15 protein-coding genes are annotated in these 19,667 nt (G+C 35.9%); 6 read left to right on the top strand and 9 right to left on the bottom strand.

The genetic code is table 11. From position 1 onward, the window contains the following. Positions 1-284 precede the first annotated feature (284 nt). The 5 genes from NPX36_RS10780 to NPX36_RS10760 all read right to left on the bottom strand — a co-directional run bounded on the left by NPX36_RS10780 (position 285) and on the right by NPX36_RS10760 (position 12,043). The gene (locus NPX36_RS10780; RefSeq protein ID WP_257498708.1) at positions 285-1,577 is read right to left on the bottom strand and encodes a nucleotide sugar dehydrogenase; all 1,293 of its coding nucleotides are present in this window, start codon (positions 1,575-1,577) and stop codon (positions 285-287) included. A gap of 202 nt (positions 1,578-1,779) precedes the next feature. Further along, the gene (locus tag NPX36_RS10775; RefSeq protein ID WP_257498707.1) at positions 1,780-3,204 is read right to left on the bottom strand and encodes a sigma-54-dependent transcriptional regulator; all 1,425 of its coding nucleotides are present in this window, start codon (positions 3,202-3,204) and stop codon (positions 1,780-1,782) included. 164 nt (positions 3,205-3,368) lie between these two features. Then, positions 3,369-5,684: a translocation and assembly module lipoprotein TamL gene (gene tamL, locus NPX36_RS10770; RefSeq protein WP_257498706.1), complete on the bottom strand. Its 2,316-nt coding sequence runs from the start codon at positions 5,682-5,684 to the stop codon at positions 3,369-3,371. After that, positions 5,656-10,695, bottom strand: a complete 5,040-nt coding sequence (locus tag NPX36_RS10765) for a translocation/assembly module TamB (RefSeq protein ID WP_257498705.1) — start codon at positions 10,693-10,695, stop codon at positions 5,656-5,658. Before NPX36_RS10765 ends, tamL begins: the two co-directional genes overlap by 29 nt. Before the next feature lie 151 nt (positions 10,696-10,846). Further along, positions 10,847-12,043, bottom strand: coding sequence for an aminotransferase class I/II-fold pyridoxal phosphate-dependent enzyme (locus NPX36_RS10760; RefSeq protein ID WP_257498704.1), 1,197 nt, complete (start codon positions 12,041-12,043; stop codon positions 10,847-10,849). Positions 12,044-12,191: 148 nt separating this feature from the next. On the opposite strand from NPX36_RS10760, the gene NPX36_RS10755 reads away from it, so the two are divergent. Then, on the top strand, positions 12,192-12,653 hold the full coding sequence (locus NPX36_RS10755; protein ID WP_257498703.1) for an Lrp/AsnC family transcriptional regulator: 462 nt from the start codon (positions 12,192-12,194) through the stop codon (positions 12,651-12,653). A gap of 9 nt (positions 12,654-12,662) precedes the next feature. Here NPX36_RS10755 and xerD read toward each other — a convergent pair whose 3' ends face one another. The 3 genes from xerD to NPX36_RS10740 all read right to left on the bottom strand — a co-directional run bounded on the left by xerD (position 12,663) and on the right by NPX36_RS10740 (position 15,177). Continuing rightward, a complete protein-coding gene (gene xerD, locus NPX36_RS10750; protein WP_257498702.1) occupies positions 12,663-13,550 on the bottom strand; it encodes a site-specific tyrosine recombinase XerD in 888 nt (295 codons plus the stop codon). Positions 13,551-13,616: 66 nt separating this feature from the next. Further along, the gene (locus NPX36_RS10745) at positions 13,617-14,420 is read right to left on the bottom strand and encodes a porin family protein (protein ID WP_257498700.1); all 804 of its coding nucleotides are present in this window, start codon (positions 14,418-14,420) and stop codon (positions 13,617-13,619) included. A gap of 97 nt (positions 14,421-14,517) precedes the next feature. Beyond that, positions 14,518-15,177, bottom strand: coding sequence for a porin family protein (locus NPX36_RS10740; RefSeq protein WP_257498699.1), 660 nt, complete (start codon positions 15,175-15,177; stop codon positions 14,518-14,520). A 207-nt stretch (positions 15,178-15,384) separates the two neighbouring features. On the opposite strand from NPX36_RS10740, the gene aroQ reads away from it, so the two are divergent. The 4 genes from aroQ (at position 15,385) to NPX36_RS10720 (ending at position 17,116) form a co-directional block, all read left to right on the top strand. Continuing rightward, a complete protein-coding gene (aroQ, locus tag NPX36_RS10735; protein WP_257498698.1) occupies positions 15,385-15,804 on the top strand; it encodes a type II 3-dehydroquinate dehydratase in 420 nt (139 codons plus the stop codon). Positions 15,805-15,928: 124 nt separating this feature from the next. Continuing rightward, complete coding sequence (locus NPX36_RS10730; protein ID WP_257498697.1) at positions 15,929-16,282, top strand: TM2 domain-containing protein; 354 nt, start codon at positions 15,929-15,931, stop codon at positions 16,280-16,282. Next, a complete protein-coding gene (locus NPX36_RS10725; RefSeq protein ID WP_257498696.1) occupies positions 16,269-16,688 on the top strand; it encodes a DUF2752 domain-containing protein in 420 nt (139 codons plus the stop codon). Before NPX36_RS10730 ends, NPX36_RS10725 begins: the two co-directional genes overlap by 14 nt. Next, positions 16,685-17,116, top strand: a complete 432-nt coding sequence (locus NPX36_RS10720) for a DUF4870 domain-containing protein (protein WP_257498695.1) — start codon at positions 16,685-16,687, stop codon at positions 17,114-17,116. The genes NPX36_RS10725 and NPX36_RS10720 overlap by 4 nt, the downstream gene beginning before the upstream one ends. Positions 17,117-17,156: 40 nt before the next feature. Here the strand turns inward: NPX36_RS10720 and proS are convergent, their stop codons facing one another. After that, the gene (proS, locus tag NPX36_RS10715) at positions 17,157-18,635 is read right to left on the bottom strand and encodes a proline--tRNA ligase (RefSeq protein ID WP_257498694.1); all 1,479 of its coding nucleotides are present in this window, start codon (positions 18,633-18,635) and stop codon (positions 17,157-17,159) included. 99 nt (positions 18,636-18,734) lie between these two features. Between proS and NPX36_RS10710 the strand changes: the two genes are divergently transcribed. After that, positions 18,735-19,661, top strand: coding sequence for a hypothetical protein (locus tag NPX36_RS10710; protein ID WP_257500767.1), 927 nt, complete (start codon positions 18,735-18,737; stop codon positions 19,659-19,661). The last annotated feature ends 6 nt before the right edge of the window (positions 19,662-19,667 follow it).

Below are 19,667 nucleotides of genomic sequence, written 5' to 3'. Positions count from 1 at the left end.
TTTACCACTTTTTTATGGATTGAAGAAAAACTTTTTAAGCGTGCGTGCATATTTGAATAAGCGAAACATTATTTTTTAGTTTGTTACTCCTTATTTATACTACTGCTTTCGGAGTGACCTTTAACGGTAACAAAATTTGATTCTCACAAAATATCAAAAAACTTTTAACTATTGATTGTGCTACATGATGCTTAATATGCATTAATATCTTGAAAGATGCTTTTAATACTATCATTCAAATTATTTCAATAATGCTTCAAAGGATACCGAGCGCCAACAATGTCTTACAGTCTGCCATCTACCGGTTCTTGTAAAACTCCTTTCACATCATAAATCACGCCGGATGGGTTCAAATGTTTTCGAACATCCATCGATAAAAATTGTTGATGGGCTACGGCTAAAACTGCTGCATCGAAGGTGGTATTTTCTAAAGATTCTAAAACACTGACTTCTTTTGGAAGCACACGATTTCTCCAATTCACCCATGGATCATATACGGAAACACAGCATCCATAATCTATAAGTGCATCTACCACATCCCATACTTTGGAATTGCGCATATCGGGACAATTTTCTTTAAAAGTGACACCTAATACCAAAACTTTAGCTTTTTTTATCTTCACATCATTTTGAATCATTAGTTTCACTACTTGGGATGCTACAAATGCACCCATTGAATCGTTTAACCTACGTGCCGATAAAATCAATTCTGAATAATAGCCCATTTGTTGTGCCTTTTGTGCCAAATAAAACGGATCCACCCCAATACAATGTCCGCCTACTAAACCTGGTTGAAAGGGCATAAAATTCCATTTGGTTCCTGCAGCTTGCAATACTTCTTTGGTATCGATACCCATTAACGCAAAAATTTTTGCCAATTCGTTTACAAATGCAATATTAATGTCGCGCTGCGCATTTTCGATCACTTTTGCTGCTTCGGCTACTTTGATTGAAGATGCTTTGTGTGTTCCAGCAGTTATAACCGATGCATAAAGTGCATCAATCTCCTGAGCAATTGCGGTTGTTGAACCAGAAGTTACTTTAATAATTTTTTCAATAGGCCGTTCTTTATCGCCCGGATTTACGCGTTCTGGTGAATATCCTGCAAAGAAATCAGTATTGAACTGTAAACCTGATTTTTTTTCTAAAATAGGCACACATTCTTCCTCTGTTACTCCTGGATAAACAGTTGATTCATAAATCACTACATTTCCTTTTCGCAGTACCAAACCCACCAATTCAGACGCTTTTTTAAGAGGCGTTAGATCGGGTGTGTTGTTTTTATCAACAGGTGTAGGCACGGTGATGATGTAATAATCGGCTATTTCCAAATCTGCCTCACAGTCTGAAAAACGCAAACCGTTAGAAGCAGTAGTGCCTACTAATGAGGTATTTAAAACAGCCTCTAAGTTTTCTTTTGACACCTCTAAGGTTCGGTCTTCGCCATTATTAAGTGCTGCAATTCGGTTTGTATCGATATCATAACCAATCACATGGTATTTTTTGGCAAATAGGCAAGCTAATGGAAGCCCCACATAGCCTAATCCAATGACCGCAATTATAGGTTGTTTGTTCATATTTCTTCTTTATAAACAGCTTTTTAAAATCAATTAACAAGCCAAAACACCATTTATATTGAACCTTATTGTTTTCAATAGTTTAAAAACTGAAAACATCAATACCTTTTGTTGGAACAATCTACAAGTTGGTGCTTACTGCCGCAAAAATAGTTAAATGTAAAATGAGTACCCAAAAGTACTCATTTTTATTTATTTTTCATTACAACTCAATATCATAGAGTTTTAATTTATTGTACAGCGTTTTTCGATCAATGCCTAATATTTGTGCTGCTTTTGTTTTGTTGTATTTTGCCTTTTCTAATGCCACTCTGATTAAATGCTCTTCGTTTTTCGATGAATACAACTTCATTTCTTCTTCTGCTGAAATACCGTTGCTAAAACTAGTCGCTGCATTTTCATCTGTCTCATTGCTCTTTAACAAATTGTTTGGCTGAAACATTTCGGCAGGTAGTACAGAAGTTTCAATAAAATCGGATTTACTTAATAATACCGCACGTTTAATTACATTGCGCATTTCTCTTAAATTTCCTGGCCATTCATAATTTAAAAACAATTCTGTAACTTCATCAGACAAACCATGAACATCGCGCTCTAATTCCTCATTTGATTGCGCTATAAAAAAATTTGCAAATTCAAGAATATCCTTACCTCGTTCATTTAAACGAGGAGCTTGAATGGAAAATTCGTTTAATCGATGGTATAAATCTTCTCTAAAATGTCCGTCTCGAACTGCTTTTTGTAAGTCTTCGTTGGTAGCAGCAATAATGCGAATATCTACATTTACTTCTTTACTGCTTCCTACAGGTTTCACTTTTCGTTCTTGCAAAGCACGAAGTAGTTGCACTTGAACATCGTAGGTTAAATTACCTACTTCGTCTAAAAAAATAGTTCCTCCATTAGCTGCTTCAAAATGACCAACTTTATCACCCGTTGCACCTGTAAAGGAGCCTTTTACATGGCCAAAAAATTCGCTTGCAGCTAAATCTTTTGGGATTGCCCCACAATCAACCGCCACATAAGGCATGTTTTGACGCTTGCTTAATTTGTGAATGGAATAGGCTATATTTTCCTTTCCGGTACCACTATCACCTATAATCAATACCGAAATATTTGTAGGTGCCACCACGTTTATAAACTCGTGCAATTGTTTAGACTTTTCACTTTTACCTTTAATGAAATGACTACCCGTGTAAGCATTTTTTACAGGTCGTGTTTCATTGGTTTCAGTATTTTTTTCGGAGTGAACCACCGTAGCTATTTTTCCGGAATCTTTCAGTGCTTTGTCAATTGTATGCAGGATTTCATCGGAATTTATGGGTTTTGATACATAGTCAAAAGCACCCATTTTCATCACATTTACTGCTGTTTTGATATCGGTGTAACCAGTCATTAATATTACTTGAATGGCTGGATTGATATCTTTAATAAATTTAAGTATTTCGATACCATCATTATCTGGCAAGCGGACATCGGTTAAAACTAGGTCAATTTTTTCATCGTTTAAGATTATAGCCGCTTCTTTGAATGAAAAAGCATGGAACACTTCGAACCCTTTTTTGGTTAGAAATGTCTTCATCATCAGGCAGAAAGACACATCATCTTCTATTATTAAAATTTTTTTCATTCTTGGGCAAGATATTTTGTATTACATAATAATAAGGATTTTGAAAGGTACAAAATTTTCTATTAATACATATTTTTTATTTGGTGAAATTTTTGCTTCCCTCAAAACACGATTATTAATCCTATGTAGTTACAAACTTGGTATAAAATCTGCCTAAAAAAATATTAAAACGGATACCCAATGGCAATATTAAACATAAGGTTATCTCGGCGCCATGTTTTTCGTGAAAAGTCTATTTCATTGAACGTCCAGCGGTCTCCTTTGGGATAGTAAGGTATGCGCAAAGGCATTGCCAAATCGGTACGAAGAATGAGGATATTAAAATCGAAACGCAAACCAAAACCAGCTCCAACGGCAATTTCTGACAAAAATTCTTTGCTAAACTGTCCGCCGGGTCTTGTAGTTTCTTCATTAAAAAGCCATACATTTCCGGCATCTACAAACACGGCTGCATTTAAAAAACTAATAATATTGGCACGGTATTCTAAATTTGCTTCTAATTTCACATCTCCTGCTTGATCATGGTAAAACGATGAACCTTCTCCGCGCGGATCATAGCTACCCGGACCCAAGGTACGTGCTCGAAAAGCACGAATACTATTGCTACCACCCACAAAAAATTGTTTAGAAAAAGGCATGTGCACCGAATTTCCATACGGATATGCCACTCCTGCAATAAAACGGCTAGCAAGTTGCGAGGTATTGTTCAGTTTTAAATAGTACCTAAAATCGTGCTCTGTTTTGATGTATTGGCTATATGCAACACCCAAAATGGTTTTAGGCGCTTCTTTTTCTGCATTTGCTCCTGATATAATACCTGTTAAATTGGCCGATAAGTCTAATAATCCTTTGTAATAAAAAGTGTGTTTTTTAGGCAACATGGTATTGGTGAAAATATACGAATATACCGGACCAAAAATCAATTGCTTTTCGGTAACACGGGCTAATGGTGGATATTTTGCAATCTCTTCTTCATATTTTGCAGTGGTTTTTTCAGGTGCAACATAGGTAACTTCAAGCAGTTTTAGATCGTGTTCGCGCAAGGCGTTTTCTTTCCATAAATAGCCAAATGATGCATTGAAATTATGCAATGTGTATAGTTGGGTGCGGTTTTGATATTCGTATCCTAATTGCACCCGAGTACGCGGCACAAAGGCACTCGATGACTGAAATTTAAACGGGGCAATGATGCGCGGCCAAGTTAAACTAAAACGGCTACCCACACGGTAAATATTATTGGCTTCCTTACTGCCACCTAATTGAAAATCGATGGCTGTGTAGAGTGTTGCTGTAAACAATTCTGCTCCGCGCAGAAAATTGCGGTGGCGCCAATTAAAGTTTACTTCTCCGCCCACATAACTTGCAGAATTCGATTTTCCCAATGTTTCCAATCGAAGCGATTTAAAATCGTTTGGAGTGAGGTAATAATACACATCGAATTTTTGAGCGGTTGAGTCTTTTAATACAAATTGATTTTTTACAAACTTAAACGTACCCAAATTGATCAGCCGGCTTAAAGTGAGGTTGTGATTGGAACGATTGTACAAATCGCCTGATTTAAAATACAACGCCCGATCATAAATTTGCGGACGGAATTTTTCTTTTGGGTCTAAAATATATACATTGTCTTTCCACAGAATGGTATCGGTGTTTGCACGCACCAAATTGCGGCGGTTGCGCGCATTTCGCAAGTTATAATCCGAAAAGATATAAATTTTATCAATCGTAAACTGCTCTTTTGCCAGTTCGGGTGTATCGTTTTTAATTTTTACTTTTAAGTTGACTTTGTGTTTTACTTCGGTACTATCTACTTGTACAATAATGTTGTTTGGGTCAAAATAATAAAAACCATTTTCTTTTAATTTCGCATCGATACGCTCGCGTTCATTTTTAATGACATCTAAACTAAACGGATCGTTTATTTTTAAAAGCGATTCATCGGTTGTTTTCCGGATTTCTTTTGCCAAAATGGTTGAATCTTGTGGAAATGTAACCTCATTAATTGTATATTGAACGCGCGGCGATACTTCATAATTGATATGTACTTTCTTATTTTTGGGCACGGTATCATAACTTGCCGAAATATTAAAATAGCCATTATTCTCACCCGTGTTTTCGATTAAATCTAAGTTGAAAGGAATGTCCACATCACTTAAATAGACCGGTTTTTTTCCTACTTTATACTTTAACCAATGTTTGAATCCCTTGTCTTTCTTTGGTTCGCTTACTTTATTGTAGATATATATTTGAGGACGCAACCCCAAAAATGATTTGTTGGGTTTTGGGGTTAACGATTCTTTTAACAAATCTTCTAATGCCGATTTTTTACTTTTCGGCAAGGAATCGCTTAAAATAGTAATAGATGCACCTGTGTATAGATAATCACCTTCGGGCACAAAACGCGTATTGCTACAGCCAACCAAAAACAAAGCTGTGGCTGCAAAAAGTAGTTTATTTAGTTGTTGAGGTAGCTTGTTCATTTTGTAATTTTCTTTGTTGTTTTCTAAAGGCGCGGTTTCGTTTGCTGCGGTTGATCAATTCTCTAAATTTGTTGTAATCTAATGTAATCACAAAACCAACACCGGTTTCAATAATTTGTCCTTGTAGTGCCACTTGGTATTCGTCTTTTCGATAGGCTTTTAATAAATACCTGCCGTCTTTAGACAATAAATATTCTATCTGAATATCGCCTGCAATATTGGTCATTTGTTCGTTTTGGCGTTCATTTCCTTCTAAACCAAAATTACTGCCCACACTCACTTTTAAACGATCATTCAACAATGTTTTAGAAATATTTACATTCAAATCGGTACGGTTTTGTTGGGTACCTGTGCTGTAATCGTCGGTAGATTCTAAATCAAAATTCAATTCCACACCATCAATTAAATCAGCAGCAATATTGTTTAACTGCTCCGAAAGCATACGGCTTACACTTTGGCGGGCAACGCTTTCTGCAGACATTCCTGCACTGCTTTGAAATGGATTTTCGCCAATGAAACGATTCAACAATAGCAAAGCAAAAACTTGTTTGTTCATTTCCGACTCTTCGGTGCGCAGTTCACTTAGTTTATTGCTTACAGCTGCGGTGATTTCAGTTGGTATGCCGGGATTATTGCCATCTACTTCTATATCAAACGTAATGATTGGTTTTAGCAATTCGCCCGACATTTTTAACAAGGTATTAAAAGGAATACGTTGTTTGTATAGGTTCGAAATTTCGTCGTTGCCCACTTGTTGTTGTACCAAATCATAAGGTGCAGCTTTGGTTTTATAAATCGCTGTGATATCAACATCTGCTTTTGTTGGCTCGCCCGTCCAAGTGATAGAACTTCCTTTTTGAATGATGAATCGACGTTTTAACAAACTTACCGACATTTCATAAGCACCTTCGTTTACCTCATATCTTCCCACAAGGGTGGTTTTGCCCGATGGATCAATACCACCTGTTAACTGCCCTTCTCCTTGCAATTTGATAAAATCTCCGTTTGCTTTATCAATTACGATAGACATTTGTGCTTCCTTGTCTAACTCGATATTTAAGTTTACATCCAAGCCGCTTAGTGTTTGGTTTAAATCTTCTTCGGGGTCTTCTATGGTATCTTCCAAAGCCAATTGATCTTGATCTACAAATTCTATAATACCTTCGCGTTCTTGCAATGCCGGACTTGATTGCGGCATTACAAATGTGAAATCGGTTTTATCGGTTACATTTATCGTTCCATCTATTTTTGGAAGATCTAAATTGCCTTTTACACCAATATTGGCATTGATAGCCATCACCCCATAAAGCATTTGATTATCGGTTTTAGTAGAATTCACCACTTTGAAATTGCGCGCCGAAAGATTCAAATCAAAATTAAAATCTTGATACGTTTTGGTAAGCACTGCACCGTTTATGGTTAAGGCATTTCCATCGGTATCATTTATTTTAAACGATTTAAACACAATTCCTCTATTAGTAAATTGAATTTCATCGTTCATGTTTTGAAAAGTAGTGTTGAGCTGTGTTACGCCAAAACCGGCATCGTTAAACTGTACATTCCCCAATATACTTGGTGCATCAGTGGTGCCGGTAAGTTTCAATTTACCCGAAATATACCCCTTAGCATCGCTGAGTTGGTTCATTGAAAAACCTTGAATACTGGTCATTTGCAAGGCTTTTATATCTAAATTTGCATCAAATTTACTCGCTGCGGTATCATAGCTTCCCAATAGCGACAGGTTGTTGTTGAAGCCGCTCAATTTAATATCTGCATTATATAAGGAAGATGTTTCGTTTGCCACCAAAGCATCTATTGTTCCAATAGCATTTCCAAAAACTTTTAAATCTTTAATGTTTAAATCGGCTGTTAATCGCAAATCATTCATCACATCTTTTAATACCGCTTTTCCATTGATGGTTCCTTCAGCAGGCAACGAATCTTTACGAACAATCTCTGTTAATGTTTCAATTTTAAAATCTTTAAACTGAATATTTAAAGGCGCTGCAGGTGTGTCGCCTTCTGAATTGATCGTAATGGAACTGTTGGCGCTTGTAAGGTCTAAATTTTGTGCCACCAATCCGGTTGGATACACAGTAAGTTTATTGTTCGGTGCAACACTCCAAGCATCATAATTCAACACAAAACCGTCTTGTTTCAAGCTTAAATCAATCAAATCATTGGCTGTGGCTACATTTCCGGCAATTTTATATTGAACTTCCTCGTTGTCGTCTTTAACCAATAAATTGTAATCAATGACATCGTTTGCTATAAATCCATCTAAAACAATATTTTCCAACCTAAATTGTTCGCTGTCTAACTGGTTCAATGTTACGGAATAATTCAAACTTTCTTCATCGTTTCCAGCCGATAATTTAATGTCATTCAGTTGATAAGCATCATATTGCACTTGGGGCACACTTCCATATACCGTAATTTTACGCGAATCGGCATTATAGGAACCGTACAGATTGATGGTTTGAAACGATGTAAGCGCAGGTGCAAACTTGCGAATGAGGTCGTCGTTTTTAATTTTTCCTTTAAAATCAAAATATTGCGATGGACTAATTGGTTTTTTGGGATCGCTTTCTTTTTGAAAATGATAATATTGATTTAATGTGCTTAGCAACGAAGCACTAATTTCGGTTAATTTATATTTTCCGGTAATGGCTGCATCAACAATTTGTGATTTTAAGTCGATGCTATTGATGCTGTCATTGCTCACCGCTTTTAGGCTAATTGTACTGATTGGATAAATTTCGTCACCGTCTGAAAGCACAAAATCTTGCAACAGCATTTCGCCATTCAAAGCATCGGGATTAAGCGATGAAAAATCGGCATTTAACTTTCCTGCCAAAGCCATTGGTGTATCGTAAAAACCAAGTTTGTTAAGATCGATTTTAAAAATGGTACCATCGGTTTTTACAGTTGGCTGCGTGGCGTTGTACACTCCGCTGGCTGCGATATTTAATTTTGCGTTTTCATCATCAGAACGAAGTGTTGCCTCGTAATTTCCATTGGAAATTTTTCCTTTTAAATCAACGCCTTGGTAAGTGTAACCTTTATAAGTTGCTTGTGTTACAAATGCATCTATCGTGGCATTGTTTTGCTCGAAATTAAAGCCAGTTCCGTTTATTTTTGCCTGAGCAGTTACGATGCCCAAATCGGGTTGTTTCAACAATTTGCCTACGTTAAAAGATGCTAACGACGCATTGATGTCATACTTTTCGGCATTTTTCACTTTTTGATTAAATGTTCCAGTGAATTTTGCATTACCAAAGGAAGATTGTAATCCTAAATCGGCATATAAATCATTCAAACCGCCTTTAATTTTCCCGGAAAGGTTCATGTTTTCCGGAATTTCTATGCTATTTGGAATCGCATTTTTTGGCGCTAAATTATTGATCAAACGCTTATCTGCTGTGAGGTTTGCAATTTTTAAATTCATCCATAAACGATCGGTATCCAATGCGTTTTTTATGGTTCCCGAAGCATTTACATTTAAACTACCCAAGCCTGAAAGTTTGAATTCTTGTACTAAAAGATCGTTTACTTTTCCTTTTAGGTTGGCAGAAACATTCAGAACCGCAGTGGGATACGAATTAAAAGGTGCCGTATTTTTTAAATCGGGTGCCAACCAAAGAATATCTTTAAAGCCGATTTTCGTATCGGGCAAATTGGCTTCTAACGCTACATTTCCCAGATTATTCGTAAAATCATCAATTGACTGGTATTGCAGTTTTAAACTGCGTTGCAAAAAGGTGTTGGGAGTCTTTAATGTTAAGTTTTCTAAAAGAGTTTCCTTTTCACCATATACAAATTTTGTTGACAGTTCTTCCAACAAAAAGCCACTGGTTTCAGTAAAACTTGCCTCTTGAATAATTCCTTTCACATTGCTGCCTATCAATTCTAAATCGTTGATGTTTGCTGTTAATTTTTTAATATCTAAATGATTGGCATTAAATGCTTTTGAAGTATTTTCGCTCAAACCGTTGTTGTAAACCACATTTACATTTTGCAGATTGGCTTTGTTTAAAAATACTTTAAACGGATTGGTTTCAGCGGCAACTTCTTCTTGATTATTAGTTGCTGAATCATTGACACTTTGTGATGCTTTTGACATGGGTGTGAGCAATACATTTACAAATGCATCATGAAATTGAAGGTCCGAAATATTAAAGCTATTAGTAGGCAGGTCTATTTTTTTAATTTTTGACTGCAATTTAGCAAAGACTATTTTTGCGCGTGTAGCACTATTTTCATCATCGTATAAAACATCAAAATTTGTGAGATTTAATGCGTTAACAGCAATGTTTAAAGGGTTTTCTTCAGATAAAGAATCTACCTTTTCTTCGGTATTAGCAGCTACTTCTTTTAGCATGCCTTGGTTAAAAATCAATTGAAACCCGTCGGCATTAATGTAATCAACAGCATAGTTGTTTTTTTCTAAGTCAAAAACCTCTACCACGGTTTGCAAATCGGTTAATTTTAAAGCAATATCGTTTTTGCTGGTGCGATCGTTGTATGTAACATTTATATTTTGTAGGTGTATCTTATCTAAATCTATTATAAAAGGTTTGCTTTCATCATCCTCTTCATCATTAGTGGCAAATGCATCAATAATATAGTCAAAATTAAAAGTGCTGTCTGCGCGTTTTTCCACGTTTGCTGTTAATCCATCAAGTTCAATAGCAGTAAATTCGGCTTTGTTGTTTAATAATTGGGGAAGGTCTAAACCAACATTTAGGTGGTTAACGTATAAAAGCGTATCGGCATTTTGATCTTCGAGATATAATTGTTCCAGCTCAATTTTATTAGGAAAATGAACATACACCCGATTTAAAGAAACCTTGGTTTGTATTTTTTCTTGCAAATAGTTTACCAATTTATCCTTCACAAAATTTTGCACAGCAGGAAACTGAAGCGAATAAATTGCCGCCAAAATTAACACCAATAAAGAGGCTAAAGTTATTAAAACGTACTTAATAACTTTTAAAATTTTCTTTTTCAAACTCAATTTCTTACTTTTTTACTAACAAAAGTACCATATATTAATGATATTTAAAAGCAAATTATGAGTTTGTTGGGAAATGTTAAAAATTGTTTTTGGTGATTGGTTTGGGGGTAAAAAAAATCGCCTTTAAAAAGGCGATTTTAATCAATTAAATAACTTTTAAGTCAACTAAGCAACTTTTCATAAGTTCAAAAGTACGTGCGATGTCATTATCTAAGCCGATAGAAAAACGAATCAATCCATCAGACAAGCCCATTTCTTTTTGTTCATCGACCGGAATTTCTGATGATGTGGATGTTCCAGGTGCACTGAATAGGGTTTTGTAAAACCCTAAGCTTACGGCCAAATATCCAATGTTTCGTTCTTGCATTAATTCCATAACTGCATTGGCATTTTCTAATGAACCAACATCGATTGTTAACATACCACCAAAACCAAACTCGCTATTGTACATGCTTTTAAAAATTTCATGAGATGGATGGGTTGATAATCCTGGATAAACCGTTTTAACCCCTAATTCATTAAAAGCTTCGGCCAAATAAAGCGCATTGGCACTGTGTTGCTTCATTCGTAAATGTAGGGTGCGCATGTTTTTTAAAATACTTGCCGACCGCATACTATCCATCGTGGAACCTAACAACATACATGCACCATTGTTTACATTCTTTAAACTGTTGATAAATTCAGCGCTGCCACAAACCACGCCGCCTACTGTATCGCTGCTGCCGTTTATATATTTGGTTAAACTGTGAATTACAATATCGGCTCCTAAATTGGCAGGAGTTACGCTTAGTGGTGAAAAGGTATTATCAACCACCACTTGTATATTGCACTGTTTGCCAATTTTAGAAATCGCAGGAATATCCGCCACTTCTAGCAAGGGGTTGCTAACGGTTTCTAAATAAATTACTTTGGTATTGGGCCTTATCAGCGACTGAATTTTATCGATATTAGTAATATCAACAAAATCGATTGTTACCCCAAATTCAGGTAAAAAATTCTTTAAAAAAGCATAAGTTCCGCCATAAATGGTTCTGCTGGCAATAATATGATCGCCACTTTTGCACAATTGCATAAGCGTTGCTGTAATTGCACCCATACCCGATGCAGTGACGTTGGCAGCTTCGGTATTTTCTAGTTGTGCCAAAGCTTCGCTTAAATACAAATTAGAGGGCGAACTGTGACGACTGTACAAATAACAACCGTCTGTATTGCCTTCAAATGTATCAAACATTGTTTTTGCGGCTAGGAAAGTATATGTTGAAGAATCGGAAATTGAGGGATTCACACCGCCAAATTCTCCAAAAAATTGTAAGTCTTGAATTTTATCTGCTGGTTTAAACATTTTTTGTATTTTTTATTTAGCGTTTTAAAATTAGGAACACCTATTTGTTTATCCAAATAAAAAACTGTATATTAGAAAATTAATCATCAAAAAGTTTAATTTTGCCGAATAAAAATCTACAATATCGACAAATAACTTAAAATATAATATGAAATTAGACGAAACAGATTTAAAATTAGTGGCATTGCTACAAAAAAATTGCAAGCAAACCACAAAAGAACTTGCAGACCAATTGCAACTTTCTACCACCGCTGTATATGAACGCATTAAGAAATTAGAAAAGCAACAAATTATTACCGATTATGTGGCAATTGTGAATAAAGATAAAATCAATCGCAGTTTTATGGCGATTTCTCACATAAAAATTAAATCGCATTCAAAAGATGCCATTTTGCGCTTTGAAAAGAAAATACATGAAATTCCTGAGGTTTTAGAGTGTTTTCATGTGAGTGGTGAGTATGATTATATTTTAAAAATTGGTGTTGCAGATATGGAAGCTTATCGCGAGTTTATGCTTTCTAAACTCACAACGATGGAAGAGGTTCAAAGCACACACAGCATGTTTGTTATTAAAGAAGTGAAGAATTTGAAAACCTATGAGATTTTATAGCGTTTTCAATTACTTATTGCTCCAAGGGTGAAATTTTTCTATTTCTTCTTTTAATTTATTTCTATCTAGATGCAAATAAATTTCAGTAGTTGTGATGGATTCGTGCCCCAGCAGCATTTGTATGGAGCGTAAATCAGCTCCGTTTTCTAACAAGTGTGTGGCAAAAGAATGCCGCAGCGTATGTGGACTGATATTTTTATTTAACCCAGCCATTTTTGATAAATTTTTCAAAATCGTAAAAATCATTGCACGGGTCAACTGCCCTCCTCTCCTATTTAAAAACAGAATGTCTTCGGCTTCTTTTTTTATTTTTAATTGAAAACGAATTTCATTTAAATAGAAAAGAACCTTTTTCATAGCAGATTGGGTGATGGGTACAAAACGCTGTTTATCACCTTTTCCCAAAACTTTTATATATCCTTCGTCAAAAAAAAGATCCGACAGCTTTAAGTGAACCACCTCAGACACACGCAACCCACAACTGTAAAGTACTTCAATGATTGCATCGTTACGCACCCCTTCGTGGGTATCTTTTTTAATCAATGACTGCAACAAATCGATCTCGTCAACAGTAAGCACCACTGGCAATTTTCTTGATTGTTTGGGCAATTCAATAAAGGCTACCGGATTTTGGTCAATTGTTTGCTGTAAAATTAAAAAGTTGTAATAGTGATTTAATGCCGAAAGTATTCGTGCTTGAGTGGATGGTGCTAAAAAATCGGCTATAAAATGAATAAAACTTCTGATATCATGTTCTTGAGCATATGCTATTTTACAATTGCTTCCCAAAAAGTGTTGTAACTTTTCTAAATCATACAAATAGTTCACTAGTGTATTTTCTGCTACACCGCGTTCTAATCTTAAATAATATGCATATTGTGCAATAGTATCACTCATAGGAAAAGCCACCTTTACGGTGGCTAAATATATTTGTAATTTAAAATGCTAATGTATGGTGCAAGCTTAAAACTTATAACCAACTGATAATTGAACCGAAGTGTTTGTTAAAGGTGCAAATTTTAAATTATTGTTGATATAATCAATTTCACGTTGAAGTTCTTCTCCTGCATCCGGAATTGTAAACTTACGGTAATCATTATCTATTTTATAAATATCTTGTAATCCCATATAGTAACGGAAGTTAAAGAATACTCCACTGTCTAAGTAATATGAAAAACCACCTGTAAGGCCATAATCTAATCTTTCATAGAAATCATCTGGATCTTTACTGCGGTAACCAGCTTCAAACAAAGCTTGGTCTAATTGAGAATATGAGGCAGCATAACGCGGATCTGTTAAATACAAATACGAGCGAGCGGTATTGTATTTATTGGCATCAAACTGACCTTGCGCATGCAACATATAACCTACTTGCCCACCAAATTCTACGGAAAAATTTTTGCTTGCGTAGTATTTAAAGGTAATTGGCAAATACATATAATGCATGGTAACATCTTCTAACTTGAATGTTTCAGTAGTTTCGCCAGTTAACATATCAATTTGATTATATTCAGCACCTTTGTAACCTTGCACTGCATATTGCAATTCGGCTTGAACGGCAAACTTTTTATAAAAAGACAAGGGAATTTCAACTGTTCCTCCTATTTGCAACCCAGGCTTGAATTCTTGAGTGTTTCCACCTGTTAAGCGTGACATATTAGGACCAATCTTAATTCCTGTTTCTATTAAGTTTCGATGATTGCGTTGCGCAAAGCTATTCGTTGTTAACAACCCTAAAAAAGCGATTGACAGTACTATTTTCTTCATTAGTTCAGCTTTAAATATATTTGAAGCCTTAAAGATATAAAAAAAGCCTTTCAAAAATGAAAGGCTCTTAAAATTTTATTAAATTTCTTTAAAAAAATTACAATTTAAAGGTTAAACCGAAGGTTGCTGTATCAAAAAAGTTATTAAAGTTATTGATATTAGCATAGAAATCGGTTGTAGCTTTAGCATTTGGCGTATCCATTTTCGAGGAATTAAAACCTATAACATTGCTCAGTGCAAAATTTACTGCAATTTTAGGTGTTACAAAGTAATTGATACCTAAAGTAGCATTCACACCAAAACGGTTTGTTTTATCTAAATCTCTAGTGATTGTGGTGCTAGTTGCTTCATCATATCTCGAAATTTCTCCGCCTAAAGAATTATAGCCAATTCCCACTTCACCATAAGGTTGAAATCTATTTAAATCCATGAAGTAATAACGTCCGAAAACCTCAAAACCTACGTTGTTAGCCTTTTGGGTATTTCGATCTGCTACTACATCTGAATAATTTTCAATCTTAGCAGAACCAAAATTTAATCCTAACCCTACTGCAAAGTTATCATTAATGAAATAACCTGCTTTCGGTGTGAAATTAAATTCCGAAGTTTTTACTGTTTCTAACTTGTTGTCTTCAGAATTTGCTTGTAAACTTCCTTCTAATAAAACATCTCCTTGGTTAAAACCAAAAGTGCGTTCTTGGGCTTGTGCTGCAACACTTGTAGCCAATACAGCTACTGATAATAAAATCTTTTTCATTCTAATAATTATTTTTTGTGGTACAAATTTAGCGAATCACAATATCCACAGACAACTTATTTAACAATACTTTAATCACTCGATAATGATTTATTCATGTTTCATTCAACTCATAGAGTAATAATAATATTGTAAGTGTTTTCATTTATTTCCTTTTAATTTTTACAATCTAGTTTGTTATCTTTACTAAAATTAAAAACTCCATTCATGAAAATAGCCATTATTAATGGACCTAATTTGAATTTATTAGGAAAAAGAGAACCCGAAATCTACGGTAATATAAATTTTGAAGATTTTTTTAAATCACTACAAAACGAATATCAAACTGCTGATTTAATTTACTTCCAAAGCAATCACGAAGGATTTATAATTGACACCTTGCATGAGATTGGCTTTTCATACGATGGCATTATTCTAAATGCGGGTGCATATTCCCATACATCAATTGCTATAGCCGATGCTGTTCGTGCCATCTCAACGCCCGTTATTGAAGTGCATTTAAGCAATATTTATAGCAGGGAACCATTTAGACATCATTCCTATATTTCTGAAACAGCGGCTGGTGTTATATGTGGTTTTGGTTTGCAATCCTATAAATTAGCGCTTCAATCCCTAATCAACCTTTAGTGAAAAAGAATTGTTTTTTTAACATAATTTTTTAATTTTGCAACGAGATTATGGACGCCAGAAACCATGAAAAACGGAGCGATGCCGAAAAGCTATACGAGTAGGACACTGAAAAAACATAAAAATGGACGCACAAAAAGTGGATATGTTCCTAATGACCAACGGAAAATTCTTTGAAAGTCATCAATTAGGATACATTAGAGAAGAACTTTTAAAGTTAGACGATTCTCAATGGTCAATCATTCAAACACAACAATTTAAAGACCCAACAACCAGCTTGATTATTTCTTTAGTAGGAGGGGGAAGTTTAGGTATTGACCGATTCATTATCGGAGATACCGGAATGGGTATTGGTAAATTATTAACTTGTGGCGGTTTTGGAGTTTGGACTATTATTGATTTCTTTTTAATCATGGGGGCTACCAGAGAAAAAAACATGGAGAAGTTGCAACAAGTATTCTTTAATGCCTCGTATTAAAAAAAATACCTTTTATTTTTTATTACTCATAGCCTGCATTGCGGGCTATATTTGGCTTTTTTACAATATTAAAACCGTTTCAAATACCCATGCGGAAGTAACAGTTTGCAGTATTAAAAGAATAACAACTTTTCCTTGTCCTTCGTGTGGATCAACACGAGCTGTAATAGCTTTAATGAATGGTGATATTCAGAAAGCATTGCTGTTGAATCCGTTGGGAATCATCATCGCAATAATCATGCTGGTGCTACCTATTTGGTTGTTGTTTGACTTATTCTTTAATAAAACTACTTTCTTAAAATTTTATAAGGATACAGAACAATTCTTGCAAAAGCCTAAAATTGCTTGGACAGCAGTCTTGTTACTTCTTTTAAATTGGATTTGGAACATCATAAAAGATGTATGATTTTAAACAAGCGTTTTTCTTATACCCCCAGCGAACACGAAGCAGAAAAAGCATCGAATAGCTATTTAATGTCGTTGGTGGCTTTGGTGGCCGGCTTGCCCTTGCCCATTGTTAACTTAATCGCTACCATAGTGTTTTATTTTAGCAATCGAAAAGGAACTTATTTTGTGCGTTGGCATTGCACGCAAGCATTGCTTTCGCAATTAGTTGTATTTATTTTTAACAATATATGTTTTTGGTGGACTATTGCCTTGATTTTAAACAAATCCGGCGTGAATACCATATATTTTGTATATCTTTCAGTGGTAATCATTTTTAACATTATAGAATTTATAGCCACGATTTACACAGCAATTGAAACACGCAAAGGAATTCATATTGAATGGTGGGGCTACAATAAATTAACCCACCGCTTTTGTAAACCATAAAAAAACTCCCAAAAATAGCTTTTTTTGGGAGTTTCTCTTTTTAGTAGGCTTTTGCAAACAATACTCTGCCTTTTGAAGGCTTGCCTGTAAGTACACAAACACCTTCTTCTGCTTTTTGATCCATTGGGATGCAGCGAATGGTTGCTTTGGTTAACTCTTTAATGCGCTCTTCTGTTTCGGGTGTTCCGTCCCAATGTGCCAATAAAAAGCCGCCTTTTGTTTTTAAAACTTCTTTAAATTCATCAAAAGAATTCACTTCAGTGATATGTGTTTCTCTAAAATTCAATGCCTTTGTAAACAAATGTTCTTGAATTTCATTCAATAAATTTTCGATATAATCTACTGCGTTTGCTGCCGAAACAATTTCTTTGGTCAATGTATCTCTTCGGGCTACTTCAAAAGTACCGTTTTCTAGATCTTTCGGACCAATAGTAATGCGCACCGGCACTCCTTTCAATTCCCATTCCGCAAATTTAAAACCCGGTTTGTGGGTGTCGCGGTCATCGTATTTCACAGATATACCTTTCTTTTTAAACGCTGCAATCAATTCATCGGCTTTGTTGCCAATTTCTTGTAATTGCTCTTCGGTTCTGTGAATAGGAACAATCACCACTTGTATCGGTGCTAATTTGGGTGGCAACACCAAACCATTATCGTCAGAATGTGTCATAATCAACGCACCCATTAAGCGCGTGGAAACCCCCCAAGAAGTAGCCCAAACATAATCTTGTTTGCCTTCTTTATTGGTAAATTTCACATCGAACGCTTTGGCAAAATTCTGTCCTAAGAAATGCGAGGTGCCTGCTTGCAACGCTTTTCCGTCTTGCATTAAAGCTTCAATGGTATAGGTTTCATCGGCACCTGCAAAACGCTCAGTTTCGGTTTTGTAACCTTTTATAACTGGTATTCCCATGATATTTTCAACCACATCCACATACACATCCTGCATTTGCTTTGCTTCAACCAAAGCTTCTTCTTTAGTGGCATGAGCCGTGTGGCCTTCTTGCCATAAAAATTCAGCAGTTCTTAAAAACAAACGGGTACGCATTTCCCATCGCACCACATTTGCCCATTGGTTGATAAGTATCGGAAGGTCGCGATAAGATTGTATCCATCCCTTATAAGTGCTCCAAATAATTGCTTCGGATGTAGGGCGAACTATTAATTCTTCCTCTAATTTTGCATCGGGATCCACCATTAATTTCCCAGGGTTGTTTGGATCATTTTTTAAACGATAATGCGTAACAATCGCACATTCTTTTGCAAAACCCTCGGCATTTTTCTCTTCAGCTTCAAATAAACTCTTCGGAACAAACAAAGGAAAATAAGCATTGCTGTGACCTGTTTCTTTAAAACGAGTATCTAATTCGCCTTGTAATTTTTCCCAAATAGCGTATCCGTAAGGTTTAATAACCATACATCCGCGAACACCCGAATTCTCGGCCAAATCGGCTTTCACAACCAATTCATTATACCATTTTGAATAATCTTCTGCCCTAGTAGTTATATTCTTGCTCATTTTTTGTATTTTGGTATATATTTTGATAAATTAAAATTAACAAATAATTAAGTGCAAATCTACTTAAATTTGTAATGTTCAACAATAAAAACTTTAAATATGCTACATATACCTATTAAAAGATTCAATGTGTTGAGCTTTTGCCTATTTGCAGCAGCAGGAGCAACACTTACAGGCTGTTCTAGTTTAAGCCAACAGCCTTATGATGTGGATGGAATTTACAACAACAGCAAAATTGTTGTGGAAGATACTCATGAAAAAGGTAAATACTACGCAGAGTATTTCAAAGAAAAAACGGAAGATAACGAAGCGTATTTTACCGATGTTGACAATTATTCCTCAAATTACAATCAACCAAACGGCGGCTGGGGCGATGCTACCACTGATACCCAAATTGTTTATAATTTTGACAACTGGGGTTGGGGCAATCCTTATTGGGGCTGGAACAATTGGGGTTGGGGCAGTCCATTTTGGGGCTGGAACAACTGGGGCTTTGGCTGGGGCATGGGAATGGGCTTTGGCTGGGGCGGTGCTTGGGGCTGGGGTAATCCTTATTGGGGCTGGGGTAATCCTTACTGGGGTTGGGGCTATCCTGGAGTTGGCTTTAGAAATATTTCGAGAAGCAATTCCTATAGAGCTTTAACTTCGCGTCAATGGGCTACAAACAACCGCATGGCGACCACAAACGCTCGTGGTTTGCGAAGCAGTAGTTTATCAAACAGAAATAGTTTTGGTAGATCTACCACCTTTGCCCGTGAAAACTCTAGAGCTACCCGAATGGCGGTATCGCAAGGAAGATTTGAAAGCAACCGAAACAGCTTCGATAGATCTCGCAACACCAACAATAATTTTAACACCCGTACTAATAGATCCAACCGCATAGAAACCAATCGCATGCAAAGAAGTGCACGCCCAGTTTACACACCTTCTAGCAACTCTCGAATGAATTCAGGCGGAAGTTTTGGTGGATCGCGCGGCGGTGGCAGCATGGGCGGTGGAATGCGTTCTGGTGGCGGAAGAAGATAAAAAAAT

Origin of the sequence: Paenimyroides aestuarii (genome assembly GCF_024628805.1) — a bacterium.
Lineage (GTDB): Bacteria > Bacteroidota > Bacteroidia > Flavobacteriales > Flavobacteriaceae > Flavobacterium > Flavobacterium aestuarii_A.
The sequence above is the reverse complement of the archived record's forward strand: the minus strand, read 5'-3'. Positions and strand labels throughout refer to the sequence as shown.